Raw genomic sequence first — 25,189 nt, 5'->3', positions numbered from 1 at the left:
GGGGGCCGCCCCTCAGCTCTTCAGGAGATTCACGTCGTCGACCGAGGCCGACCGGCGGGTACGGAAGATCGCCACGATGATCGCGAGACCGACGACGACCTCGGCGGCGGCCACGACCATGACGAAGAACGCGAGCACCTGGCCGGTGAGCGTCCCGTGGATCCGGGAGAACGTCACGAGGAGCAGGTTCGTGGCGTTGAGCATGAGCTCGACGCCCATGAACACGATGATCGCGTTCCGGCGCAGCAGCACCGTCGTCGCGCCGATCGAGAACAGGATCGTGGCGAGCACGAGGTAGTGGGTCAGGCTCACGCGTGCTCCTCCTGGCTCTCGGATCCTGCCGCCGCGGCGCCGGGCAGCGGCGCACCGTGGCGCCCCGACCCGGGTTCCGCGGCGGCCGGAGGATGTGCTCCGTCCACGGTCGGGGCACCCGGGGCGACGACCGGGCGATCTGCGCCGCCACCGGCCAGCACCCGGTCGATGCGCGCCGCGTACTCGCGCGCGTCCGCCTCCTGTCCACGGATGCGCAGCACGCGAGGCACCGAGTGCTCCAGCGGGCGACCGTCGGGCCCGAGCGCGGGCACGTCCATCGCGTTGTGCCTCGCGTACACGCCGGGCGCCGGGAGCGGGGTGAGCACGCCGCCCGACGCGACGCGGGCGTCCGCCCGCTCCTTCTGGCCGACGTGCGGCGTCAGCCGCCCGCGGTGCGTCAGGACCAGGGCGCCGAGAGCGGCGGTGACGAGCAGTGCACCGACCACCTCGAACGCGAACACGTAGCTGCCGAACACCAGGTGGGCGATGGCCGTCGGGTTCGACCCGGCGTTCGCGTCGTCCAGGCCGGACGGCCTGCCGTAGGCGGCGCGCCCGACGACCCCGGCGAGCACGACCGCGAGTCCGCTGCCGGCGAGCAGACCGATCCAGCGCTGCCCGCGGATGGTCTCCACCAGCGAGTCGGACGCGTCCACGCCCACGAGCATGAGGACGAACAGGAACAGCATCATGACCGCGCCGGTGTAGACGACCACCTGCACGACTCCGAGGAACACCGCGTCCTGCGCGACGTACATGAAAGCCAGCGAGATCATCACGACGACCACGGCGAGGGCCGCGTGCACGGCCTTCTTCGCGAACAGCAGGCCCAGCGCGGCCAGCACCATGATCGGCCCGAGCGTCCAGAACAGGACCGCCTCGGCGGTGCTCGTGGTCCCCGCGTCGGTGAGCGAGGCGGAGACGACTGCGTGCACCGCGCTCATCGGGAGCCCTGCTTCGTGGCGGCGGCCACCGTCGCCGCCATGGTCGCGGCGGTCGGGGCCAGCTCGTTCGCCACGTCGAGACCGGCGCCGCCGGGCAGCGTCGGGTCGTCGGGCCGGTGCTGCGAGACCCAGGCGCGCTGCGCGTCCGTGGCGTGCGTGACCTCGCCGCGGTAGTACTCCGTGTCGGTGGTGCCCTCGACCATCGGGTGCGGGGAGGCGAGCATCCCCTCGCGCATCGGCGCCAGGAGGTCCTCCTTCTCCCAGATCATCCCGGCGCGCGTGGGCCCGGCGAGCTCGTACTCGTTGGTCATCGTGAGCGCCCGGGTGGGGCACGCCTCGATGCACAGGCCGCAGAAGATGCAGCGCAGGTAGTTGATCTGGTAGACGCGGCCGTACCGCTCCCCCGGGCTGAACTGCGTGTCCGGGGTGTTGTCGCCGCCTTCCACGTAGATCGCGTCCGCCGGGCACGCCCACGCGCACAGCTCGCAGCCGATGCACTTCTCGAGGCCGTCCGCGTACCGGTTGAGCTGGTGGCGGCCGTGGTACCGGGGCTTGGCCGGCACCTTCTCCGACGGGTACTGCTCCGTGACGGTCTTGCGGAACATGTTCGAGAAGGTCACGCCGAACCCGCCGACCGGGGCGAAGAGCTCGGCGAGGCCGGTGCGCGGCTCGATCATCGAGCGGTAGCCCTCGGGAGCGGGCGCCGCGACCTCACCGCCACCGGAGCGTCGGGTGACGGCCTTCGACGGCTGGGCCGCGGGCGTACCCGCGGCTCCTGCCGTGCGCGGCGGCGTGGCCTTGCGGGCGGGCTTGGGCTTGTCAGCCACCGTGCACCTCCTGGGTGACCTGGGGGACGTCGGTTCCGGCGTCGCTCGTCGAGGCGGCGCTCGCGGCGGCGCGCTGCTTGCGGGGCGACGGCGGCAAGGCCTGCCCCGGGAGCGGCGGCACCGGGTAGCCCCCTGCGAACGGGTCGATGACCTCGGGCCCTGGTGGTCGTCGAGGGCCGGTCGGCTTCTTCTTCTCGGGGATCGCGAACGACACCAGGAGCCCCAGCAGCACGACCCCCGCGAGCACGAACAGCATGGTCCGCAGGTCGAGCCCGGAGAACTGCCGGACGCCCTGGACGACCGCGACGCACACCACCCAGACGAGGGCGGCGGGGATGAGCACCTTCCAGCCGAGCTTCATGAACTGGTCGTACCGGAAGCGCAGCACCGAGCCGCGGATCCAGACGAACAGGAACATGAAGAACCACAGCTTGGCGAGGAACCAGAGCACCGGCCACCAGCCGGTGTTGAACATCCCGTCGTTGATCGTGGAGATGGGCCACGGTGCCCGCCAGCCGCCGAAGAACAGCGTGGTGGCGACGGCCGAGACGTTGAGCATGTTGATGTACTCCGCGAGGAAGAACCACGCGAACTTCATCGACGAGTACTCGGTCATGTACCCGGACACGAGCTCGCCCTCGGCCTCGGGGAGGTCGAACGGCAGCCGGTTCGTCTCCCCCACCATCGAGATGATGTAGATGACGAACGCCGGCAGCAGCGGCAGGAACCACCAGATCTGCGTCTGCGAGGACACGATCTGCGACGTGGACATCGAGCCCGCGAGGATGAACACGCTCACCAGGGACAGGCCCATGGCGAGCTCGTAGGAGATGACCTGCGCCGTGGAGCGCACGCCGCCGAGCAGCGGGTAGGTCGAGTTCGACGACCAGCCGCCGAGCACGATCCCGTACACGCCCACCGACGCGCACGCGAGGATGTACAGCACCGCGACCGGGAAGTCGGTCAGCTGCAGCGGCGTGATGTGGCCGAACATGTTCACGGCCGGTCCGAGCGGGATCACGGCGAACGTCAGCAGCGAGCAGAACACCGCGATCATCGGCGCGACGATGTAGACGAGCTTGTCCGCCGCCTTGACCGTCACGTCCTCCTTGACGAGCAGCTTCATCGCGTCGGCGAGGGACTGCAGGAGGCCGAAGGGCCCGTGCACGTTGGGTCCGGGACGGACCTGCATGCGGGCGACGACCTTGCGCTCGAACCAGATGGCGATGAGCACGCTCGTCAGCAGGAACACGATGATGCCGACGGCCTTGATGACCCAGATCCACCAGGTGTCCTGGCTGAAGTCGGCCGTCACGGGTGCGACGGCGCCGCTCTCGGCGAACAGCAGCGGGCTCATGCGCGGACCTCCTTGTCGCGGCCAGGTGCGTCGTCCTCGCCGGCACGCCGGGCGGACGCGACGTCGTGCCGGCCAGGTCCCACGTCACCCGGTGCGGCGGCGATCCGCACGAGGTCCCCCGCGTCGGCGTGCAGCGTGTCACGCACGGCGCTCCCGACGGAGTTGGTGGGCAGCCAGACCACGAGGTCGGGCATGTCCGTGACCGCGACCGGCAGCGCGACCGTCCCGGCGTCGGTCGAGACCGCGACCCGGTCGCCGTCGACGAGCCCGAGCTGCGCCGCGGTGCCGGCGGACAGCCGGGCGACCGCACGCTTGGCGGTGCCCGCGAGGAACGGCTCCCCCGTCTGCAGCCGACCCTGGTCCAGCAGCTGGTGCCACGTCGCGAGGACCGCCTGGCCCGGTGCGACGGCCGGTGGCTCGGGCGCGTGGACCTCGGGCGCCCCGACCCGGGTGCCGTCCCAGCCGCCGAGCTGGTCGAGCTCGCCGTGCACGGCCTCGAGAGAGCCGAGCCCGAGCTCCACGCCGAGCGCGTCCGCGAGCCTGTCGAGCACCCGGTGGTCGGCCAGGGCGCGGGACGTGAGCGCCTGCGGGAACGGCCGGGGCCGACCCTCCCACGTCACGAACGTGCCGGCCTTCTCCACCGGCGGCGCGACCGGGAACACGACGTCCGCGAGGTCGGTGACCTCGGACCGACGCACCTCGAGCGACACCACGAACGGCACCCGCTCGAGCGCCGCGCGCGCGAGCGCCGGGTCGGGCAGGTCGGCGAGCTCCACGCCGCCGACGACCAGGCCACCGACACGACCGGCTGCGGCCTCCGCGAGGATCTCGTCCGTGGACCGTCCGGGCGTCTCGGGCAGGTGCTCGACCCCCCAGACCGCGGCGAGGTCGACGCGGGCCGCGGAGTCGGCGACGGGCCGACCACCGGGCAGCAGCGAGGGCAGCAGGCCGGCCTCGACGGCAGCCCGCTCGCCGACGCGGCGCGGCACCCAGGCGAGACGCGCACCCGTCCGGGCGGCGAGGCGCAGCGCGGCGGAGTAGGCGCCCGGCGCGGACGCCAGACGCTCACCGACCAGCACGAGCGCACCGTCGGCCCCGAGGGCACCCGCCGCGTCCGCGAGCAGGTCGTCGTGCGCACCGGCGACGATCCCGTCGAGCACCTCCGCCTCGGTCCCGGGCGCGGCCGCCAGCAACGTGCCGGCGAGCCGCTCCAGGCCCCGGCTGGCCAGCGGCGCCACCGACAGCACGCGCGTGCGGCGCTTGACCACCGCAGAACGCAGCCGCAGGAAGGCGACACCCGCCTCCTCCTCGGCCTCGAGCCCCACGAGCAGCACGGCGGGTGCCCGGTCGAGGTCCGCGAACGTGACCTCGAGCGTGCGGCCGGCGACGTGGTGGCCGAGGAAGGCCTCCTCCTCGGCGGAGTGCGGGCGGGCGCGGCCGTCGACGTCGTTGGTGTCGAGCGCCACCCGGGCGAGCTTGGAGTACGCGTACGCGTCCTCGAGCGTCAGCCGTCCGCCGGGGAGCACGGCCACGCCGACGGCGGACTCGCGCGGGTCGACGGGCGCCTGCGCGCCGAGCAGGCCGGCCGCGGCGACCTCGAGCGCCTCGACCCAGCTCACCGGCTCCAGCTCGCCCCGCGTGCCGTCGGCGTTGCGGGCGCGCACCAACGGCGTGGTGATGCGGTCCGGCGCGGACTGCCACGTGAACGCGAAGCGGTCCTTGTCGGTGACCCACTCCTCGTTGACCGTCGGGTCGTCGCCCGCGAGCCGGCGCAGCACGACGCCGCGGCGGTGGTCCACCCGGATCGCCGAGCCCTGCGAGTCGTGCTCCGCGATACCGGGCGTCGACACCAGGTCGAACGGTCGCGACCGGAACCGGTACGCGGCGCTCGTGAGGGCTCCGACCGGGCAGATCTGCACGGTGTTGCCCGAGAAGTAGGACGCGAACGGGCGACCCGTGGTGTCCTGCGTCGCCGCCCCCGTGGGCGTCTCGCCCGCGAAGCCGAGCACCTCGGTGTCGAACGCACCGATCTGCTGGTGCGCGCCGCGCTTCTGCAGGTCGATCCACACGTCGCCCGCGACCTCCTCGGAAAACCGGGTGCAGCGCTGGCAGAGCACGCACCGCTCCCGGTCGAGCAGGATCTGCGTCGAGACGTTGATGGGCTTCGGGAACGTGCGCTTGACGTCGACGAACCGGGTGGTCGCGCGGCCGTTCGACATCGCCTGGTTCTGCAGCGGGCACTCGCCGCCCTTGTCGCACACCGGGCAGTCGAGCGGGTGGTTGACGAGCAGCAGCTCCATGACGCCCTGCTGCGCCTTGTCGGCCTCGGGCGACGTGTGCTGCGTCTTGACCTGCATGCCCGGGGTGGCCTCGAGCGTGCAGGACGCCTGGGGCTTGGGCATCTTGGCGAGGCTGCCGTCGCGCCCCGGGGCCCACACCTCGACGAGGCACTGCCGGCAGGCGCCGGCGGGGGCGAGCAAAGGGTGGTCGCAGAACCGCGGGATCTGGATGCCGAGCTCCTCGGCGGCCCGGATCACGAGCGTGCCCTTCGGCACCGACGTCTCCAGGCCGTCGATGCTGAACGTCACCGCGTCGGTGACCTCGGGCCTCGGCTCCACCGGGGCGGCCGGGACGAGCGGCGTGGACCCGGCGACGTGCTGGGGCGACGTGATGGTCATGCGTGGACCCCCGCAAGCTGCGCACCGCTGTGGCGGGGCGTGTAGGCGAACAGCGAGCTGCGCTCCGGCGGGAACAGCACGTCGGCCGGCGTGTGGGTGCCCGCCTCGAACTCGTCCCGGAAGTACTGGATGGCCGACGTGATCGGGCTCGTCGCGCCGTCGCCGAGCGCGCAGAACGCCCGGCCCAGGATGTTGTCGCACAGGTCCAGCAGCAGGTCGATGTCGGCCGTGGTGCCCCGGCCCGCCTCGAGGCGCTGCAGCACCTGAAACAGCCAGTAGGTCCCCTCGCGGCACGGCGTGCACTTGCCGCAGGACTCGTGCTTGTAGAACTCCGTCCAGCGGGTCACCGCCCGGACCACCGAGGTGGTCTCGTCGAAGATCTGCAGCGCCCGCGTGCCGAGCATGGACCCGGCGGCGCCGACGGACTCGTAGTCGAGCGGGACGTCGAGGTGCTCGGCCGTGAAGATCGGCGTCGACGAGCCACCCGGGGTCCAGAACTTGAGCTCGTGGCCCTCGCGGACCCCGCCGGCCATCTCCAGCAGCTCGCGCAGCGTGATGCCGAGCGGCGCCTCGTACTGTCCGGGCCGGGTGACGTGACCGGACAGGCTGAACAGGCCGTGGCCCGTGGACCGCTCGGTGCCCATCTGCTTGAACCAGTCCGCGCCGCCCACGACGATGCCGGGCACCGACGCGATCGACTCGACGTTGTTCACGACGGTCGGCCGGGCGTACAGGCCCGCGACGGCCGGGAACGGCGGCTTGAGCCGCGGCTGGCCGCGCAGGCCCTCGAGCGAGTCGAGGAGCGCGGTCTCCTCACCGCAGATGTACGCGCCCGCCCCCGAGTGCAGCGTGATGTCGAGGTCGTAGCCCGAGCCGAGGATGTCCGTCCCGAGGTAGCCGGCCGCGTAGGCCTCCTGGATCGACTTCAGTAGGCGGCGGTACACGTGCAGCACCTCGCCGCGGACGTACACGAAGGCGTGCCGGCAGCCGATCGCGTACGAGGTGATGATCATGCCCTCGATGAGGTGCTGCGGGCTGGCCATCATGAGCGGGATGTCCTTGCAGGTCCCCGGCTCCGACTCGTCGGCGTTGACCACGAGGTAGCGCGGCCCGCCGTCGGGCGCGGGCAGGAAGCCCCACTTCATGCCCGTCGGGAAGCCGGCTCCCCCGCGACCGCGCAGGCCGGAGTCCTTGACCATCGTCACGACGTCGCCGGCCTGCATCGCGAGCGCGCGGCGCAGCCCGCGGTAGCCGCCGTTGTCCTCGTAGGTGGCGAGCGTCCAGGACCGGTCCTTGTCCCAGACGTCCGTGAGCACCGGTGCCAGGGTCGTCGCCATCACGACTCCTTCGCGTCGTCGGACTGCTGCTTGGTCTGCTGCCGCTCGGGCGACACGTCGCCCGAGGTCGTCGCCGGGCGCTCCGCGCTCGACTGCTCACCGCCGGGCTGCGGCGCGTGCGACGGGCCGGTCGCGGTCGTCGTGCGCGTGCCCCGCGGCGGGGTGGCGGTGCTGGCCTCGGAGCCGACGGGCCGCTCCGCCACGGGCTTGCCGGCGTCGTCACCACCCGGGAAGGGCGGCGCCTCCCAGCCGTTCTCGCGCGCCAGGACCGTCCCACGGAGCGTCGGCACACCCGCGCCGACGCCCTCGTCGGCGCGGCCGTCGTCGAAACCGGCGAGCACGCGGGACATCTCCTTGAAGGTGCACACGCTGTCGGCGCCGCGCGTCGGCGTCACCGGCCGGCCCGCTGTGAGCTCGTCGGCCAGCTCCACGGCGGAGCCGGGCGTCTGGTTGTCGAAGAACTCCCAGTTGACCATCACGACGGGCGCGTAGTCGCAGGCGGCGTTGCACTCGATGCGCTCGAGCGTGATCGCCCCGTCGTCCGTCGTCTCGTCGTGGCCCACGCCCAGGTGGTCGGAGAGCTCCTCCCAGATCGCGTCGCCGCCCATGATCGCGCAGAGCGTGTTGGTGCAGACGCCCACCGTGTACGTCCCGTTGGGGTGGCGCTTGTACTGGGTGTAGAACGTCGCGACCGCGGACACCTCCGCGGTCGTCAGGCCCAGCTCGGCCGCGCAGAACGCGATGCCGCGCGGGCTGACGTAGCCGTCCTCGGACTGCACGAGGTGGAGCATCGGCAGCAGCGCCGACCGCTGCTGCGGGTACCGCGCCTTGATGGCCGCGCAGTCCGCCGACAGGCGGGCACGCGTCTGCTCGTCGTAGCCCACGCGGTGGGTCTGCCCGTTCGTCCGGGGCACCGGAGCCTGCTCGACCGACATCAGCGGTCCACCCCTCCCAGCACCGGGTCGAGCGACGCGACGGCGACGACGACGTCGGCCACCTGCCCGCCCTCGCACATGATCGACGTGGCCTGCAGGTTGTTGAACGACGGGTCCCGGAAGTGTGCGCGGTACGGGCGCGTGCCGCCGTCGGACACGAGGTGGACACCGAGCTCGCCGCGAGGGTGCTCGACGGTCTGGAACACCTGGCCGGCCGGCACCCGGAACCCTTCCGTGACCAGCTTGAAGTGGTGGATCAGGGCCTCCATCGAGGTGCCCATGATCTCCCGGATGTGGTCGAGCGAGTTGCCCATGCCGTCCGAGCCGATGGCGAGCTGCGCCGGCCAGGCCACCTTCTTGTCCGCGACCATCACCGGCTGGCCCGTGGTGCGCTGCAGCCGGTCCAGCGTCTGCTCGACGATGCGCATCGACTGGTAGCACTCCTCCATCCGCAGCACCAGGCGCGACCACGAGTCGGCCTCCTGCGCGACGGGCACGTCGAAGTCGTACGTCTCGTACCCGCAGTACGGCGCGGCCTTGCGCACGTCGTACGGCAGCCCCCGCCGAGCGCAGCACCGGGCCGGTGACGCCGAGGGCCATGCAGCCGGACAGGTTGAGGTAGCCGACGTCCTTGAGCCGCAGGTGCAGGATCGGGTTCGCCATCATCAGGTCCTCGAGCTGGCGCAGGTAGTGCCGCACCGACGTGAGGGTCTCCCGGATGGTGTCGATCGCCCCGGGCGGGATGTCCTGGGCGACGCCGCCGGGCCGGATGAACGCGTGGTTCATGCGCAGGCCGGTGATGAGCTCGAAGACCTTGAGGATCTCCTCGCGGGCCGTGAAGCCCACGGTCATGATCGTCGTGGCGCCCATCTCGTTGCCGCCCGTGGCGAGGCACACGAGGTGCGACGTGATCCGGTTGAGCTCCATGAGCAGCACCCGGATGACGGTGGCCCGCTCGGGGACGTCCTCGGTGATGCCGAGCAGCTTCTCGACCGCGAGACAGTAGGCCGCCTCCTGGAACAGCGGGGCGACGTAGTCCATGCGGGTGCAGAACGTCACGCCCTGGGTCCAGGTGCGGAACTCCATGTTCTTCTCGATGCCGGTGTGCAGGTAGCCGATGCCCGCGCGGGCCTCGGTCACCGTCTCACCGTCGATCTCGAGCATCAGCCGGAGCACGCCGTGGGTCGACGGGTGCTGCGGGCCCATGTTGACGACGATGCGCTCCTCGCCCAGCCGGGCCGCCTCCTCGGCGATGTCCGACCAGTCGCCGCCGGACGCCTCGAAGCTGGGCAGCCCGCTCGTCTCCCCGTCGGAGACCGGACGGGTGGCGTGGGGGGTGGTGGTGCTCATGAGTAGGACCTCCGCTGGTCCGGGGGCGGCACGGTGGCGCCCTTGTACTCGACCGGGATGCCGCCGAGTGGGTAGTCCTTGCGCTGCGGGTGGCCGGGCCAGTCGTCCGGCATCTCGATGCGCGCCAGACCGGGATGACCGTCGAACACGATCCCGAAGAAGTCGTAGGTCTCGCGCTCGTGCCAGTCGTTCGCCGGGTACACCGACGTGGTCGACGGGATGTGCGGGTCGGCGTCGGGCACCGCGACCTCGAACCTCAGCCGGCGGCCGTGCGTCACCGAGACGACGTGGTAGACGGCGTGCAGCTCGCGGCCGGTCTCGTGCGGGTAGTGCACGCCGCTGACGCCGAGGCTGAGCTCGAACCGCAGGTCCGGGTCGTCGCGCAGCGCCTGGGCGACCGCGACCACGTGCTCGCGGGCCACGTGCAGCGTGATCTCCTCGCGGTCGATCACCACCGACTCGACGGCGGCCGCGAAGCCGGTGCCGTTCTCGTCGAGCACCTCGGCGAGCACGTCGACCACCTCGTCGAACCAGCCGCCGTACGGACGCTCGCTCGCCCCGGGGAGCAGCACCGGGACGACGAGCCCGCCGTAGCCGGAGGTGTCCCCCGTGCCGTGCGCGCCGAACATGCCCGTGCGGACGTCGACCACCTCGAGCGGTGTGCGGGCGGCCGGGACGTTCTGGCCACCTGCCTCGAGCGCGGCGGCCGTCGTGCGCTGCGCCCCCGGCGTCGCGTCGCCCGGCTTGACCGCGTCGGCCGCGTCCTGCTTCGTGGCGTCGTCGGTCACCGCAGCAGTCCCGTCATGTGGTGGGTCGGGGTGGCCTCGAGGGCTGCGGCCTCCGCGGCTGCGACGGCCTCCGCCCGGTTCACGCCGAGCGGGCTGTTCCGGATCTGGTCGTGCAGCGCGAGGATCGCGTTGATGAGCATCTCGGGCCGCGGCGGGCAGCCCGGCAGGTAGATGTCCACCGGGACGATGTGGTCCACGCCCTGCACGATCGCGTAGTTGTTGAACATGCCGCCGCTGGACGCGCAGACGCCCATCGACAGGACCCACTTGGGCTCGGACATCTGGTCGTAGACCTGCCGCACCACGGGCGCCATCTTCTGGCTCACCCGGCCGGCCACGATCATCAGGTCGGCCTGGCGCGGGGACGCGCGGAAGACCTCCATGCCGAACCGCGACAGGTCGTACCGCGGCGCGCCGGCGGCCATCATCTCGATCGCGCAGCACGCGAGGCCGAATGTGACCGGCCAGAGCGACCCCTTGCGGAAGTAGCCGACCAGGTCCTCGATCGTCGTCAGCAGGAAACCCGAGGGTGCTTCCTCGATCCCCATGTCAGTCCTCCCCTCGACAGCAGCCGGTCCGTGTCACCGCGCGCGACCCCGTCCCCGTCAGTCCCACTCGAAGCCACCCCGCCGCCACTCGTAGACGAACGGCACCGTGATCAGCACCAGGAACCCGAGCATCGCGACCAGGCCGAACACCGCGAGATCGGCGAAGCTCACGGCCCACGGGTAGAGGAACACGACCTCGATGTCGAACACGATGAAGGTCATGGCGACCAGGTAGTACTTGATCGGGAAGCGCCCGCCGCCCACCGCGTGCGGCGTCGGCTGGATGCCGCACTCGTAGGCCTCGAGCTTCGCGCGGTTGTACCGCTTGGGTCCGATGATCGCGCTCGAGCCGACCCCGCCGAGCGCGAGCACGGCGGCGACGGCCATCAGCACGAGCAGCGGCACGTACGGGTTGCTCATCGTGCGACTCTCCTCTTCCTCGAGGTGGCCCGGCGGGCCAGGCAGTACAGGTGGCAGGTCGACGGGCCGGTGCGCCGGCCGGACCTCACTGGCGGGTCATGCGTCGGGAGCGATCCGGGCCAGCCCGGCGATCACCCTGTCGATCACGTCGCCGCCCTTCGGCTCGTAGCAGTCGGACAGGAGCTTGAGCACGAACTGCATGAGCAGCGGCCGGGGCAGCCCGTACCGGGTCAGGAGCCGCATGACCTGCGGGTGCTCGATGATCCGGACGAACTGGCGGCCCAACGTGTAGTAGCCGCCGAGGTCGTCCTTCATGCGGCGCTGGTACGTCGCGAACGCCCGCTCGCGCCCCGCCGCCGTGCCGCGCGCCAGGCCCTGGCTGATCGCGTCGGCGGCGATCCGGCCCGCCTGCAGGCCGTACGCGATGCCCTCGCCGTTGAAGGGGCTGATCATCCCGGCGCTGTCACCGGCGAGCATGAGCCCGTTGCCGTACAGCGGTCCGCGGTTGAAGCCCATGGGGAGAGCGGCGCCGCGCACCGGCGCGAGCTGGTTGTCCTCGGTGAACTCCCACTCCGCCGGAGCGTTGCGCATCCACGCCGCGAACAGCGCCTTGTAGTCGACCTTGGTGGCAGCCGCCGTGGAGCTGACCGACCCCAGGCCCACGTTGGCGGTGCCGTCGCCGAGCGAGAAGATCCAGCCGTAGCCCGGCATGAGGTTGCTGCGGCCCGGCTCGCCGTCCCACAGCTCCAGGTGGCTCTCCATCCACGGGTCCTCGTGCCGAGGGGTGCGGAAGTACGTGCGGACCGCGACGCCCATGGGCCGGTCCATCCGCTTCTCGAGGCCCATCCCGGTGGCGAACCGGGCGGAGACGCCGTCGGCCGCGATCACGACCGGGGCCCGGTAGACGACCTCGTCGCCCGCCCGCCGGCCGTCGTCGTCCACCGGCCGGGCGCTCACGCCCACGACCCGACCGGAACGCTCGTCCCGGAGCGGACCCGTCACGTTGGTGCGCTCCAGCAGCTTGGCGCCCGCCGATCGGGCGTGCGAGGCGAGCGTGTGGTCGAACGACATCCGCGACTTGGCCAGCCCGTAGGACGGGTAGCTCGACAGCTCCGGCCACGGCAGCTCGAGCCGGTGACCGCCGCCCAGCACCCGCAGGCCCGTGTTGCGGATCCAGCCGTCCTGCTCCCGTATGGGCACACCCATGCGCACGAGCTCGGCGACGGCGCGGGGCGTCAGGCCGTCGCCACAGATCTTGTCCCGGGGGAACGACGCCTTCTCGAGGAGCAGCACGTCGAGGCCCGCGGAGGCGCAGTGGAACGCGGCGGCGGACCCGGCTGGGCCCGCGCCCACGACGATGACATCGGCGTCATCGTTCGCTGCGATCACCACGGAAGGCTCCACTTGTGACGTTGTTCACGTGCGGCTCTCGGCGAGTGTAATCACCGTCACTCGGGCTGTCTGCGAAGGCTATCCTTACCCGGTGTCCGGAGGGTCGCTCCGGCCCGTGATCTGGCGGTTCGCCGCCTCGGACGCGCCACGACGGGGTCGAGGACAGGCACGTCAGACCGGCTTCGTGCCACGGTGCAGGGCCACCACGCCGCCCGTGAGGTTGCGGTAGGCGACGTGCGTCCAGCCGACCGTCTTGATCTGCAGACCCAGCTGGTGCTGGTCCGGCCATTCCCGGATCGACTCGGCGAGGTACACGTAGGCGTCCGGCTCCTTGGAGACCGCGCGGGCCACCGGCGGGAGCGCCTTCATCAGGTAGTTGGTGTAGACCATCCGGAACGGCTTGAACGTGGGCCGCGAGAACTCGCACACCACCAGGCGCCCACCCGGCTTCGTCACTCTGTACAGCTCCTCGAGCGCCGTCCGGACGTCGGTCACGTTGCGCAGCCCGAACGACATCGTCACCGCGTCGAACGACTCGTCGGCGAACGGCAGCCGCAGCGCGTCGCCCGCCACGAACGGGAGATCGGGACGCCGCTCCTTGCCGACCGTCAGCATGCCCGTCGACAGGTCGCACGGGATCGCCCGCACACCCTTGTCGGCCAGCGGCTCCGTGGACGTGCCCGTCCCCGCGGCCAGGTCGAGCACCGTCTCGCCCGGCTGCGCGTCGAGCGCGGCGAGCGTCGCCTTGCGCCACGCGCGGTCCTGGCCGAGCGAGATGACGTCGTTGGTGCGGTCGTACCGCGGCGCCACGGCGTCGAACATCTTCGCGACGTCGTGGGGTTCCTTGTCCAGGTTGGCGCGGGGCATGAGGTCATCGTGGCAGGTCCAGGTCCGTCGACGCACGGGCGGGACGCCGCGCGTCGTTCCTGTGAGGGTGCTGAGGACGTCGCGCACGCCACAACGCGCCCGGCGGGCAGGCCGGTCGGCAACGCCTACGCTGAGGAGCGATGAGCTCGCTGACCTCCGCCCCCACGGACGTGGTCCCGCAGCCTCTGGTGGTCCGGACGGTCGCGCTCGACGACCTCGCGGGCGGCCGTGGCGCGGCCGACCCCGCCGACCTCCTGGACCTGCTGCCGTCCGAGGCGCCCCTGGCGTGGGTACGCCGCGGCGACGGTCTGGTCGCCTGGGGCGAGACGCTCCGGATCCCGGTGACCGGGCCCGACCGGTTCGCGGACGCCGAGCGCGCCTGGCAGCAGGTGCTCCGGCACGCGGTGGTCCGCGACGAGGTGCGGCTGCCCGGGACCGGGCCCGTGGCGTTCGGCTCGTTCGCGTTCGACGAGACGTCGCCGGTCGGCGGCGTCGTGGTGGTCCCCCGCGTCGTGGTCGGCCGGCGCGGCGGGCGGTCCTGGCTCACGACCATCACGCCCGGCGCGCACCTGTCCCCCGCCGCCCGGCTGTCCGACGTCGTCGGGCCGCGCGTGCCGCCGATCGACCCCGGTGGCGTGGTCTACAGCGACGGCGCCGTGAGCAGGGACGGCTGGCGGGACGTGGTCGCGCAGGGCATCGCCGCCGTCCGGGGCGGAGAGGTGGACAAGGTCGTGCTCGCCCGGGACGTGCACGCCCGCACCGAGCACCCGCTCGACGTGCGGTGGGCCCTGGACCGGCTCGCGGAGCGGTACCCGTCGTGCTGGACGTTCAGCGTCGACGGCCTCGTCGGCGCCACGCCCGAGCTGCTGGTCAGGTCCGAGAAGGGGCTGGTCACGTCACGGGTGCTCGCCGGCACGATCCGGCGCACGGGGGACGACGACGCCGACCTGGCCCGGGCCGCGATCCTTGCGCACTCGTCGAAGGACCTCGAGGAGCACGAGTACGCGGTGTCCTCGGTCGCACAGGCGCTGGAGCCGTTCTGCTCGTCGACGAACGTGCCCGACGTGCCGTTCGTGCTGCACCTGCCCAACGTGCTGCACCTGGCGTCCGACGTCACCGGCGTGCTCACCGCGCCGAGCGGGACCGCCGCGCACCCGTCGTCGCTCGCGCTCGCCGCCGCGCTGCACCCGACCGCCGCCGTGTGCGGGACCCCGACCGAGGCCGCCCGCAACCTCATCCGCCGCGTCGAGGGCATGGACCGCGGCCGCTACGCCGGACCGGTCGGGTGGTTCGGTGCCGACGGTGACGGCGAGTGGGGCATCGCACTGCGCTCCGCTCAGCTCGACGCGGACGACCCGCGCCGCGTCCGGCTCTTCGCCGGCTGCGGCATCGTCGCGGCGTCGGACCCGGCTGCGGAGCTGGCCGAGTCCGAGGCGAAGCTCGTCCCCATGCGGCACGCCCTGGGGCGGGACGCGCGCGACCGCTGAACCGTCGAGCGGGTGCGTCCGCCGGCTCTCGGGCCCGCGTCGGGACCGGACCGGGCCCACCGCCGACCACCTCGAGGGCGGTCGGCGGTGGTGCGGTCCGGATGGGACCGCACGAGCGGCTCGGGGATGGCGAGCGGCTCGTGGTGCACGACGACCGGCCGCCGCGTCGGGGCGGCAGCGGCCGGTCGCCGGGTCGTGGGTCAGCCCTGGCCCTGCTCCTGGTACCACTTCCAGAGCTGCTCGGGGTCGAGCCCGCCCGGCAGCCCGCTCGGGCCACCGTCCTGGCCGGGCTGGCCCTGCGGGGCCTGCGGGTCCTGCGGGTCCTGGCCCTGCGGGGCCGACTCGGCCGTCTCCTTCTTGACCGCGAGCGTCACGTCGACGTCCGTCGCCTTCCCGTCCCGGACCACCGTGAGCGTGGCCTCGGCACCGGACGCGAGCGCCCGGACGTAGGCCGTGAGCGACTCCGCGCCGCCGACGGGCTTGCCGTCGACCGCGACGATGACGTCGTCGGCCTTCAGGCCCGCCTTCGCGGCGGGCGAACCGTCGGTGACCTCCTCGACGACCGCACCGCGGCGGGTGACGTCGTCGGCGGTCGCGGTCCCGTCGGTCAGGCTCACACCGAGGAAGGCGTGCTCCGCCGTGCCGTCGTCGACGAGCTGGGTCGCGATGTTCTTCACCAGGTCGACCGGGATCGCGAAGCCGAGGCCGATCGAGCCCGACTCCGACGAGAGGGTCGCGATCGACGAGTTGATGCCGATGACCCGACCCTGCGCGTCGAACAGCGGACCGCCCGAGTTGCCCGGGTTCACCGCGGCGTCGATCTGGATCGCGTTCGTGACGGTGGCGGCGCCGCCGTCCTCGCCCGTCGTGGAGACGGGACGGTCGACGGCCGAGACGATGCCCGTGGTCACCGTGTTGGCGAGGCCGAGCGGGTTGCCGACCGCCATCACAGGCTGGCCGACGACGACCTTCGCGGAGTCGCCGAGCGCAGCCGGCTTGAGGCCCTGCGGCGGGTCGGTCAGCTTGATGACCGCGAGGTCGGTGGTCGGGTCGGTGCCGACGACGGTGGCCTTGAACAGGCGGCCGTCCGTGAGCGTCACCTGCACGTCGCCCTGCGCACCGGCGACCACGTGGTTGTTCGTGACGATGTGGCCCTGGTCGTCGATGATGACGCCCGAGCCCTGAGCGCCGCCCTGGTCCATCGTGACCTCGATCGCGACGACCGCCGGGGCGACGGCCTTCGAGACGGACTCCCAGCTCGGGTCGTCGTTCGTGGAGCCCGACACCGGCACGGTGTCGTTCGAGGTCTGGCCGATCGTCGCGAGGGACGCGGGGTGCGCGACGCTCGCGGCGTCGTCGTCGTCCAGCGCGTGCGTCACGCCGGCCGTCAGGCCCGCCGCGAGGATGGCCGCCGCGGCGGCGGCACCCGTCACGGGGAGCCACATGCTGCGCTTGCGCGGGTTCTGGTTGCGCGGGTCCTGCGTCGAGCCGGAGGCGGGGAAGGGGCCGAACGACGCGCCGGTGTGCCCCGGCTGACCGGGCTGGCCGGGCTGACCCGGCTGCTGGCGCTGGCCGGCGACCCACTGCGCGTAGGCGGCCTGGCGGTGCGCCTCCTGCTGGGCCGCGTACGAGGCCCGCTGGTCGACGGGCACCCCCGGGTGCAGCGGCTGGAACGGGTTGCTCGGCTGCGTCGGCGCCTGCGCCTGCGCGGCCGCCGGCTGCGCCGCCGGTGCGGTCGTGGGCAGCGGCTGGGTCGCGTCGACGGCGCTGGAACCGGTGGCCGGCAGCGGCTGCGTCGCCTCGACCGGCGGGATCGGCTGGGTCGGGTTCGTCTGCGGGTGCTGCGCGCCGTGCTCAGGGGTGCTGGTCATCGTCAATGCCCTCCTTGGTCGATGACCATCACACCCGGGCGGCCTGGAGGGAGGCTTCGGGGAACCTGGGAATCTCCTGCGAGTTCCGCATGTGGCGCGCCGAGAGGTCAAGACCGGCGCTCCGGAAGCCGTTCAGGACGTCACGTCAGGCCAGTGCACCCCGCACCGCGACCTCCACCGCGGCCTGGAGCCGCTCGCCCAGCCCGCGTCGTCCGGCGCGGTCCACGCGGACCTCGACGAGACTCAGCCCGGGCCCCGGGGCGGCGAGAGCGGGCAGGAGCCCGTCGACGTCACCGACCCGGGTGTGCCGCACCCCGTACCCGGCGCACAGCGCTGCGAGGTCGACGCCGTGCGGGGTGCCGAACACGCGCTCGAACACCTCCGCGCGCGCGGGCTCGCCCGGCTCGAGCGTCGAGAAGATCGACCCGCCGTCGTCGTTGGCGACGACGAGCTGCAGGTCCACGGTGCGCTCGAGCGGGCCGCGCAGGAGCCCGCCGACGTCGTGCAGGAAGGTCAGGTCGCCGAGCAGCGCCCGGGACCGCCGGTGCGGCAGGCCGAGGGCGACACCGACCGCGGTGGACACGGTGCCGTCGATCCCGGCCAGCCCCCGGTTGGCCAGGACCAGGGGCGGGACGTCCCAGCGCGCCATCAGGTCGAGGTCGCGCACCGGGTTCGACGAGCCCACCACCAGCACGTCCGCAGGGATGCTCACCTGCGCCACGGCACGGGCCAGCGCTGGGCCCGTCACCCGCGGGCCGCTGCGCGAGCGGGGACCGTGCTCGCCGGCGTCCAGCACCTCGTCGATCGCGGCGCACGCGGCGGCGTCGGCGGCCTGCCAGGACGCGAGCCAGCCCTCCGGCGCACCCATCCGTCCCTGGCGCATCCGGGGTGGGGCCTCGAGGAGGACGTCGGCGGCGTTCCGTGCGGCGTCGGGCCAGTCCCCACCTCGCGGTGCCAGGACGACGACCTCGACGTCGGCGCGGCCGAGCAGCAGCTGCACCGGACGCGACAGCGTCGGGCGCCCGGCGACCACCACGCGACGCACCTCGCCACCGAGGCGGTGGTCGGTGAGCAGCAGCCGGTAGGCCGAGAGGGCGTGCGAGCCGCCGCGAGCACCGGACGACGGCTCCGCCAGCAGCGGCCACCCGTTCGCCTCGGCGAGCCGGCGCGCCGACGGACCAGCGCCGTCGCCCGCGACCAGCACGGTCGGGACTCCTCGGCGGCGCGAGCGCGACGGCGACGGGTCGTCGACCTCTGCCGCAGTGCGGGCCTGCTCGAGCAGCGCGGCGACCACACCGGTGGCCGCCCCGCCCGCCGGCAGCGCACGGCCGTGCACGTGCGTGAGGCCCGCCGTCCCGGCCGGCGGCCACGGCGCGTCGAGCGGCACCAGAGGCTCGCGGAACGCGAGGTTGAGGTGCACCGGTCCCGGCTCCCCCGTGCGTGCACCGGTCGCGGCCGCGACGGCGCGGGCGGCGAGCCTGCGCAGGTCGCGCGGCTCGCCGGGCAGACCCGTGGGCGCGGGCACGTCGACGGCGAGCCGCACGGCGCCGCCGAAGACGCCCGGCTGCTCGGTGGTCTGGTTGGCGCCGGTCCCCCGGAGCTCGTGCGGTCGGTCCGCGGTGAGAAGGAGCAGCGGGACACCGCTGTGGTGGGCCTCCAGCACGGCGGGGTGCAGGTTGGCCACGGCGGTGCCGGACGTCGTGACGACCACGACGGGGCGCGCCGCACCGGGGGCGTCCCCGACGTGGCCGCTCGCCCGGGCCAGCCCGAGCGCCAGGAACCCGGCGGACCGCTCGTCGACCCGGACGTGCAACCGCAGTGCTGGGGCGCCCAGGGGGCGCGCGCCGTCGGGAGCAGCGGCGTCGGCGAGCGCGTAGGCGAGGGGTGCGCTGCGCGAGCCGGGTGCCAGGACGACGTCCTGCACCCCGAGCGTCGCGAGGGCCTGCACGAGGACACGGGCGGCCTCGACGGACGGCGCCTGACCCGGCGGGCGAGAAGGGTCGGGCGTCGTCGTCACGTGCGCCATCATGCCTGAGGCGTGGCCGTGCGCCCGCCGTTCGTCCCGCCGTGCGGCCTGTCGTCGACCCCTCCGTGCGTCTCGCCGTGCGCCCCGTCGTTCACCCCGCTGCACGCCCCGGAGTGCGCCCCGCCGCGCGTCCTGCCGCGATCACACCGAGCACCTCGTCCCGCCGGCGGCTCCACCGCTCGGCGAGGTCGGGCGGTGCGGCGCTCGCTGCGAGGAGCGCGGCGTCGGGCTCGGGACGACGGACCGCGATCGCGCCGTCGACCGGCAGGAGCGGGTCGGTCACGAGGTCCGCCGTGAACAGCTGTGCGGTCGCCAGCCCGCACGCGTACGGCAGCTCGGGCAGCGCTGCAGCGAGAGCCACGCCGGCCGCGAGGCCGACGGAGGACTCGAGCGCCGACGACACCACGACCGGGACCCCGAGCCGCTCGGCGAGCTCGAGGCACGCGCGCACGCCCCCGAGGGGCTGCACCTTGAGCACGACCACGTCCGCCGCGTGCGCGCGCACCACCGCCAGGGGGTCCTGCGCCCGGCGCACGGACTCGTCGGCGGCGATCGGCACGGACGTGCGGCGGCGCAGCGCGGCGAGGTCCGCGACGGTCGGCACCGGCTGCTCCGCGTACTCGAGGCCCCCCGCGGCACGGTCGAGCAGCGCGAGGCGGGCGGCCGCCGTCTCGACGTCCCATGCGGCGTTCGCGTCGACCCGGATCGCGCCGCCCGGACCGAGCGCGTCCCGGACGGCCTCGAGACGGGCGATCTCCTCGTCGACCGACTGCCCGGGCTCGGCGACCTTGACCTTCGCCGTGCGGCAGCCCCCCGACGCGGTGACCATCCGGTGGGCGGTCGTCGCGTCGACCGCGGGCACGGTGACGTTGACGGCCACCCGGTCGCGGACGGCCGGCGGCCAGCCCTCGTCGGCCGCCTCGCGGGCGGCCCGCCACCACGCGGCGGACTCGACGGCGTCGTAGTCCCAGAACGGGCTGAACTCACCCCAGCCGGCATCGCCCCGGACGAGCGCACCGTCCCGGATGGTCAGCCCACGGAACCGGGTGCGCAGCGGGACGGCGTAGGTGAGCAGCTCGGTTCGCACCGGTCCAGGCTAGGTGGCCGGCCCAGCAGGCACAGCGGCCGGCTGCCCGAGCACGGAGGCCAGGAGTGCGCGGGCGTGGTCATGCACCGGGCGGCCCTCGGAGAGAGCGGCGACCACGGCACCGTCGACGACCGCGATCGCGAGGGCCGGCGGGACCGTGCTGCGTCCGGTCAGCAGCAGGCGGGCGACCGCCGTGTCGAGGCGGGTGCGTCCGGCCGCGTAGGCCCCGGCAACCACCGGGCTGCGGCCGGCCGAGACGAGGTGCTCGTACACCGCACGGACGGCGGCGTCGCTGCCGGACGGCAGGACCGCGTCGACGACGGCCGCGACGAGGTCGTCGTCGGGTCCGGCGAGCTCCGCGACCCGTTCGGCGTGGAGGGCCGACTCGTCCGCCAGCAGGAGCGCGGCCTCACGGAGCAGGTCGTCGAGCCGCTCGAAGTAGTAGGTGGTGGCCGCGAGCGGCACCCCTGCCCGCGCGGCGACGGCCCGGTGGCTGACGGCTCCGGGCCCTCCGACCAGCAGCAGGTCGGCGGTGGCACGGACCACCAGTGCGGACCGCGCCTCGCCCCGCGCCCGGCGTGCCGTCATGCGTGGCCGGAGCCGGCGAGGTTCAGGCCGACGACGCCGGCAAGGATGAGCACGATCGAGCCGATCCGGAGCAGGGTGACCGGCTCGTCGAACCAGAGCATCGCCAGGACGGCCGTGGTGACCGCGCCGATGCCCACCCACACGGCGTAGCCCGTGCCGACCGGCAGCGAACGCAGCGCGTAGGCGAGCCCGCCCATGCTCACCACGAGCAGCACGACGAAGGTGACCGTGGGGACGAGCCTCGTGAAGCCGTCCGACGACTTGAGCGCCAGTGCCCACCCTGCCTCGAGCAGGCCGGAGACGACGAGGACGAGCCATGCCATGTGCGCGGTACCTCCGTGCGGAGCCGTGGTCCCTGTGCCACGGCGAGCGTTTCTGGTACGACCGTACCCGAAACGCCATCGCGCGTAGGGTGACCGCCGTGAGCGCACTGCCCGAGACCGTCTCCGACACCTTCGACCCTCACCGCTGGCGCACCGTCGACGGCTTCGAGGGCCTCACCGACGTGACGTACCACCGCGCCGTCGAGCGGACCGGTGCACAGTCCCGCGACCTGCCCTGCGTCCGCGTCGCGTTCGACCGTCCCGAGGTCCGCAACGCGTTCCGGCCGCACACCGTCGACGAGCTCTACCGCGTCCTCGACCACGCCCGGACGAGCCCGGACGTCGGCACCGTGCTCCTGACCGGCAACGGCCCCTCCCCGAAGGACGGCGTCTGGGCGTTCTGCTCCGGGGGCGACCAGCGCATCCGCGGGCGCGACGGCTACAAGTACTCCGACGGCGACACCGCGGCACAGGTCGACCCGGCACGCGCCGGCAGGCTGCACATCCTCGAGGTCCAGCGGCTCATGCGGACCATGCCGAAGGTCGTCGTCGCGCTCGTCAACGGCTGGGCCGCCGGCGGCGGGCACTCGCTGCACGTCGTCGCGGACCTCACCATCGCCAGCCGCGAGCACGCCCGGTTCATGCAGACCGACGCGAACGTCGGGTCGTTCGACGGCGGCTACGGGTCCGCCCTGCTCGCGCGGCAGATCGGCCAGAAGCGGGCCCGGGAGATCTTCTTCCTCGCCCGCGAGTACTCGGCTGACGAGGCCTACGCCTGGGGGGCGGTCAACGACGTCGTCGCGCACGAGCAGATCGAGGAGGCCGGGCTCGAGTACGCGCGGATCATCGCGTCGAAGTCACCGCAGGCCGTGCGGATGCTCAAGTTCGCCTTCAACCTCGCGGACGACGGGCTCGCCGGCCAGCAGGTGTTCGCCGGGGAGGCGACCCGGCTGGCGTACATGACCGACGAGGCCGTCGAAGGGCGCGACGCGTTCCTCGAGCGGCGCGACCCTGACTGGTCGGGGTTCCCGTACGCGTACTGACGTCGACCCGCCGGGGTCTCGGGCGTCGCGCCGGTCAGCTCGACGCCATGGCCCAGGTGGCGAGGTCGACGAACATCCCCGCGACCCACGCCACGCCGACGAGCAGCGCGACGAGGGTCACGGTCGCCCCGACCACGGCGCCGAGGGACCGCAGGTCGTGCTCGGCCGCCGTGCGGATGTGCTCCGAAGTGGTCATGACCTCAGCCTGGCCGCGCACCGCCCACCGCCGCGTCGACCCGTCGTCGCGACCTGGCCCGCCGCCGTCATCCTCGCGGCGCTCCCACGGCGCCGAGCCGTCCACCCCGGGACGGACAACGGTGCCGGCCACGGTGCTGGGCACGTGGGCGGGTCCGGCGACGGGTGCTGCGACCGGCACAGCGACCAGCACGGCGACGGGCACTGCGACGAGCACTGCGACCAGCACGGCGCCGGGCACCGTGACGGCCGCGGCGGCAGTCAGGCGGGCGTCAGCCGATCGTGAGCGACCCGCCCCCCGCGGGCACCAGCTCCACCCAGGTGTTCCCGGGCGCCAGGTTCGCCGGGCTCCCGTCGGCCAGGAACAGCCGCATCGGCGCGTCCTGCGAGTCCTTCTGCCAGCGCACCGCGATCGTCTTGCCGCCGGTCGCGACGACGCCGTCCCCCGCACCGACGAGGTTGTAGGTCGGCACCGGCGTACCGCCCTGGGCGCCGAACTCCGTGATCGGGTGGTCCGCGGTGATCGACACGACGTTGACCGCCGCGAGCTGCGCGCCGCTGCGGGCCGTCGCCGGGGACGGCCGCCTCCGACCGCAGCCACGTGCCGCTCGCGGCGTCCCACGTCCACGCGGGGTTCGAGGCCGGCGACAGGTGGAACGACAGCGTGCCGGCCGGGGTGCCCGCGAGGACGGCTGCCGCCTGGTCGGCGGACCGGGCGAACAGGAACTGCTCGGCAGGGGGCGCCTGGTGGTCGGCGTCGGCCTGGTCCCAGAACGTCTGCGGCGTGCCGTACACGTTGTGCGGGGCCGAACGGTCCTTGGTCCGGTACATGCCGGGGGCGCCGGCGTCGTGGCTGATCATCTGCACGCCGCTCGCCGCGACCAGGTCGAGGATCCCCGGCTGGCCGCCGGAGAACGCGAGCAGGCCGTGCATCGGCGCCAGGATCACCGGGTCCATCGGACGCACGGAGCGGATGGGCCCGACCTCGGCGGGGACCTGGGAGTGGAAGACGGCGATGAACCGGGACACGTCGAACTCGACGATCGTCTCCCACACCACGTCGGTCTGCTCGAGCCCCGTCTGGGGGCGCGCGACCGCGGTGTTCTCGATCTTCACCGCGAGGGCGGGCCGGGCCACCGGGTCGCCCAGCACACCGGTCAGCGGCCACGTGGGCGGCACGACGGGCGCCGGGACGCCGGACTTGTCCACGCCTGTGCTGGCACGGGCGGTCACGTCGGTGGGCGTCGGCTGGTCGGAGCCGCCGGACGAGCAGGCGGCGAGCCCGAGCACGGCGGCGGCGGCGAGGCCCCACGAGGCCCGGCGGAGCCTCCGCGCCACGGCCGACGGCCGCCCGTCCCGGACGCCTTCGAACGCGGTTCCTCGCGTCATGTCGTTTCCCCCTGCTCCTCGTCACCGACGCGACCAGGGTGCCACGCGCCGGCCCGCCGAGGCGCGCCCGGGCAGCGTCTGACGGCGTCCGGAGACGTTTGCGACCTCCGGAACACCTCCCGGCGCCGTCAGGCGGAGGTCAGGCGGCGGTCAGGTGCAGGTCATGTGGAGGTCAGATGGAGGCCGGCCGGACGGACGTCGGGCCGAGGGCGGACGGACGTCGGGTTGAGGGCAGACGGACGTCGGACGGGGGGCGGACGGACATCGCCCGGAGGTCGCCTGGACGTCGGTCGCCGGTCGGGCGCCGGTCGAGCGCCGTTCGCGGTCAGCGCGTCGTGACGCTGCCGCTGGTGCCCGGCACGAGCTCGACCCAGGTGATCCCCGGGGCGAGCGACACAGGTGCCCCCTCGGCCGTGGTGAGCACGACGGGCGCGTCCTGGGCCGCCTTGGACCAGTTGACGGGCAGCGTCTTGCCGCCGGTCGCGACGAGTCCCGTACCCGAGCCGTCGAGCACCGTCTCCGGCACGGGGTTGCCCGCGGGGTCGGTGGTGCCCGAGTCGACGAGCCGGACGGAGAGCGTCACGACGTTCGTGGCCGCGAGCCGCGCCCCGGACCGTGCCGTGGCGGGCTTGGCGCCCTCGGAACGCTGCCACGTGCCCGATGCGGCGTCCCACGTCCACTGCGGGTGGGAGTAGCCGGACATCGTGACGTCCACGGCGCCGGCCGGGGTGCCGGAGAGCGTCGCGGTGGCCTGGTCGGCCTGACGGGCGATGGTGAACTGCGCGGGCGGGGCGGCACTGTGGGCGCCGTCGGCCAGCCCCCACAACGTCTGCGGCGTGCCGTACACGTTGTGCGGCGCCGGGGCCACGCCCTGCTTGCGGTAGAAGCCGTCGGTGCCCTTGTCCTGGCTGAGGATCTGCAGGCCCGAGGCGGCGAGCGCGTCGACGAACCCCGGCTGGCCACCGGAGAACGCGACGAGACCGTGCAGCGGCGCCGCGATGGCCGGGTCCATGGGGCGGACCGACCGGATCGGGCCGATCTCGGCGGGGACCTGGGAGTGGAACACCGCGACGAACCGCGTGATGCCCCCCTCCACCACTTCCTCCCACACCACGTCGGCCTGCTCGAGACCGGTCTGCGGGCGGGCCTCGCCGGAGTTCTCGATCTTGACCGCGAGGGCGGGTCGCACCGCCACGTCAGTCGCTCCCTGACCGGTCAGGGGCCAGCGCGGCGGGACCACCGGTGTGGGGGGTGCGGCCTTCGCCGGCTCGATCTGCGGAGCCATCGTCACCGGCGGCGCGGCCGTGGGGTCGTCGGACGCGGCGCTGCCGCACGCGGCGAGGACGACGGCGACGACGGACGTCAGTGCGGCGACGCGGAACGGTCGCCGCGACACACCGGGCAGGGCAGAGGGCACAGCGGGCTCCT

General features: G+C 73.5%; 22 protein-coding genes and 2 pseudogenes. 2 read left to right on the top strand and 22 right to left on the bottom strand.

Features of this window, described 5'->3' with window-relative positions:
• Window positions 1-12 precede the first annotated feature (12 nt).
• From nuoK to ACVW07_RS16620, 13 genes and pseudogenes are all read right to left on the bottom strand, one after another.
• Complete coding sequence (nuoK, locus tag ACVW07_RS16680) at window positions 13-312, bottom strand: NADH-quinone oxidoreductase subunit NuoK (RefSeq protein ID WP_203756529.1); 300 nt, start codon at window positions 310-312, stop codon at window positions 13-15.
• The gene (locus ACVW07_RS16675; protein WP_456820337.1) at window positions 309-1,253 is read right to left on the bottom strand and encodes an NADH-quinone oxidoreductase subunit J; all 945 of its coding nucleotides are present in this window, start codon (window positions 1,251-1,253) and stop codon (window positions 309-311) included. Before ACVW07_RS16675 ends, nuoK begins: the two co-directional genes overlap by 4 nt.
• A complete protein-coding gene (gene nuoI / locus ACVW07_RS16670) occupies window positions 1,250-2,080 on the bottom strand; it encodes an NADH-quinone oxidoreductase subunit NuoI (RefSeq protein ID WP_456820336.1) in 831 nt (276 codons plus the stop codon). Before nuoI ends, ACVW07_RS16675 begins: the two co-directional genes overlap by 4 nt.
• Window positions 2,073-3,437 (bottom strand): NADH-quinone oxidoreductase subunit NuoH, encoded by a 1,365-nt coding sequence (nuoH, locus tag ACVW07_RS16665; RefSeq protein ID WP_456820335.1) that lies wholly within the window; start codon window positions 3,435-3,437, stop codon window positions 2,073-2,075. The genes nuoI and nuoH overlap by 8 nt, the downstream gene beginning before the upstream one ends.
• Window positions 3,434-6,115 carry an NADH-quinone oxidoreductase subunit G gene (locus ACVW07_RS16660; protein ID WP_456820334.1) on the bottom strand — a complete coding sequence of 894 codons (2,682 nt, stop codon included), beginning with the start codon at window positions 6,113-6,115 and terminating at the stop codon, window positions 3,434-3,436. Before ACVW07_RS16660 ends, nuoH begins: the two co-directional genes overlap by 4 nt.
• Window positions 6,112-7,452, bottom strand: coding sequence for an NADH-quinone oxidoreductase subunit NuoF (nuoF, locus tag ACVW07_RS16655; protein WP_456820333.1), 1,341 nt, complete (start codon window positions 7,450-7,452; stop codon window positions 6,112-6,114). Before nuoF ends, ACVW07_RS16660 begins: the two co-directional genes overlap by 4 nt.
• Window positions 7,452-8,387 carry an NADH-quinone oxidoreductase subunit NuoE gene (gene nuoE, locus ACVW07_RS16650; protein ID WP_456820332.1) on the bottom strand — a complete coding sequence of 312 codons (936 nt, stop codon included), beginning with the start codon at window positions 8,385-8,387 and terminating at the stop codon, window positions 7,452-7,454. The genes nuoF and nuoE overlap by 1 nt, the downstream gene beginning before the upstream one ends.
• Window positions 8,387-9,737: pseudogene (locus ACVW07_RS16645) on the bottom strand (NADH-quinone oxidoreductase subunit D). Before ACVW07_RS16645 ends, nuoE begins: the two are co-directional and overlap by 1 nt.
• Window positions 9,734-10,525, bottom strand: coding sequence for an NADH-quinone oxidoreductase subunit C (locus ACVW07_RS16640; RefSeq protein WP_456820331.1), 792 nt, complete (start codon window positions 10,523-10,525; stop codon window positions 9,734-9,736). Before ACVW07_RS16640 ends, ACVW07_RS16645 begins: the two are co-directional and overlap by 4 nt.
• Window positions 10,522-11,073 carry a NuoB/complex I 20 kDa subunit family protein gene (locus tag ACVW07_RS16635; protein ID WP_456820330.1) on the bottom strand — a complete coding sequence of 184 codons (552 nt, stop codon included), beginning with the start codon at window positions 11,071-11,073 and terminating at the stop codon, window positions 10,522-10,524. Before ACVW07_RS16635 ends, ACVW07_RS16640 begins: the two co-directional genes overlap by 4 nt.
• Window positions 11,074-11,130: 57 nt before the next feature.
• Complete coding sequence (locus ACVW07_RS16630; protein ID WP_456820329.1) at window positions 11,131-11,493, bottom strand: NADH-quinone oxidoreductase subunit A; 363 nt, start codon at window positions 11,491-11,493, stop codon at window positions 11,131-11,133.
• Between the two features lie 96 nt (window positions 11,494-11,589).
• A complete protein-coding gene (locus ACVW07_RS16625) occupies window positions 11,590-12,882 on the bottom strand; it encodes a geranylgeranyl reductase family protein (RefSeq protein ID WP_456820328.1) in 1,293 nt (430 codons plus the stop codon).
• Between the two features lie 174 nt (window positions 12,883-13,056).
• Window positions 13,057-13,752 carry a demethylmenaquinone methyltransferase gene (locus tag ACVW07_RS16620; RefSeq protein WP_456820327.1) on the bottom strand — a complete coding sequence of 232 codons (696 nt, stop codon included), beginning with the start codon at window positions 13,750-13,752 and terminating at the stop codon, window positions 13,057-13,059.
• A 140-nt stretch (window positions 13,753-13,892) separates the two neighbouring features.
• Between ACVW07_RS16620 and ACVW07_RS16615 the strand changes: the two genes are divergently transcribed.
• A complete protein-coding gene (locus ACVW07_RS16615) occupies window positions 13,893-15,239 on the top strand; it encodes an isochorismate synthase (protein ID WP_456820326.1) in 1,347 nt (448 codons plus the stop codon).
• A 200-nt stretch (window positions 15,240-15,439) separates the two neighbouring features.
• Here ACVW07_RS16615 and ACVW07_RS16610 read toward each other — a convergent pair whose 3' ends face one another.
• From ACVW07_RS16610 to ACVW07_RS16590, 5 genes are all read right to left on the bottom strand, one after another.
• Window positions 15,440-17,110 carry a S1C family serine protease gene (locus ACVW07_RS16610; protein WP_456820325.1) on the bottom strand — a complete coding sequence of 557 codons (1,671 nt, stop codon included), beginning with the start codon at window positions 17,108-17,110 and terminating at the stop codon, window positions 15,440-15,442.
• 145 nt (window positions 17,111-17,255) lie between these two features.
• Window positions 17,256-19,139 carry a 2-succinyl-5-enolpyruvyl-6-hydroxy-3-cyclohexene-1-carboxylic-acid synthase gene (gene menD / locus ACVW07_RS16605; protein WP_456820324.1) on the bottom strand — a complete coding sequence of 628 codons (1,884 nt, stop codon included), beginning with the start codon at window positions 19,137-19,139 and terminating at the stop codon, window positions 17,256-17,258.
• Window positions 19,140-19,227: 88 nt separating this feature from the next.
• On the bottom strand, window positions 19,228-20,223 hold the full coding sequence (locus tag ACVW07_RS16600) for an o-succinylbenzoate synthase (RefSeq protein ID WP_456820323.1): 996 nt from the start codon (window positions 20,221-20,223) through the stop codon (window positions 19,228-19,230).
• Between the two features lie 9 nt (window positions 20,224-20,232).
• Window positions 20,233-20,811, bottom strand: coding sequence for a TetR/AcrR family transcriptional regulator (locus ACVW07_RS16595; RefSeq protein WP_456820322.1), 579 nt, complete (start codon window positions 20,809-20,811; stop codon window positions 20,233-20,235).
• Complete coding sequence (locus tag ACVW07_RS16590; protein ID WP_456820321.1) at window positions 20,808-21,134, bottom strand: DMT family transporter; 327 nt, start codon at window positions 21,132-21,134, stop codon at window positions 20,808-20,810. Before ACVW07_RS16590 ends, ACVW07_RS16595 begins: the two co-directional genes overlap by 4 nt.
• Before the next feature lie 98 nt (window positions 21,135-21,232).
• Here ACVW07_RS16590 and ACVW07_RS16585 point away from each other — a divergent pair, with 98 nt between their 5' ends.
• Window positions 21,233-22,177, top strand: a complete 945-nt coding sequence (locus ACVW07_RS16585; RefSeq protein WP_456820320.1) for a 1,4-dihydroxy-2-naphthoyl-CoA synthase — start codon at window positions 21,233-21,235, stop codon at window positions 22,175-22,177.
• Between the two features lie 34 nt (window positions 22,178-22,211).
• Here ACVW07_RS16585 and ACVW07_RS16580 read toward each other — a convergent pair whose 3' ends face one another.
• From ACVW07_RS16580 to ACVW07_RS16565, 4 genes and pseudogenes are all read right to left on the bottom strand, one after another.
• The gene (locus ACVW07_RS16580; RefSeq protein ID WP_456820319.1) at window positions 22,212-22,373 is read right to left on the bottom strand and encodes a hypothetical protein; all 162 of its coding nucleotides are present in this window, start codon (window positions 22,371-22,373) and stop codon (window positions 22,212-22,214) included.
• Between the two features lie 271 nt (window positions 22,374-22,644).
• Entirely contained in the window at window positions 22,645-22,902 is a 258-nt protein-coding gene (locus ACVW07_RS16575) for a DUF3048 C-terminal domain-containing protein (protein ID WP_456821105.1), read from the bottom strand.
• Window positions 22,903-23,182: 280 nt separating this feature from the next.
• Window positions 23,183-23,761, bottom strand: a pseudogene (locus tag ACVW07_RS16570) (DUF3048 N-terminal domain-containing protein); the annotation flags it as partial.
• 325 nt (window positions 23,762-24,086) lie between these two features.
• On the bottom strand, window positions 24,087-25,178 hold the full coding sequence (locus ACVW07_RS16565) for a DUF3048 domain-containing protein (protein ID WP_456820318.1): 1,092 nt from the start codon (window positions 25,176-25,178) through the stop codon (window positions 24,087-24,089).
• Window positions 25,179-25,189 lie beyond the last annotated feature (11 nt).

Source organism: Cellulomonas sp. URHB0016 (assembly GCF_054057935.1).
This window is presented reverse-complemented; position numbering and strand designations above follow the sequence as displayed.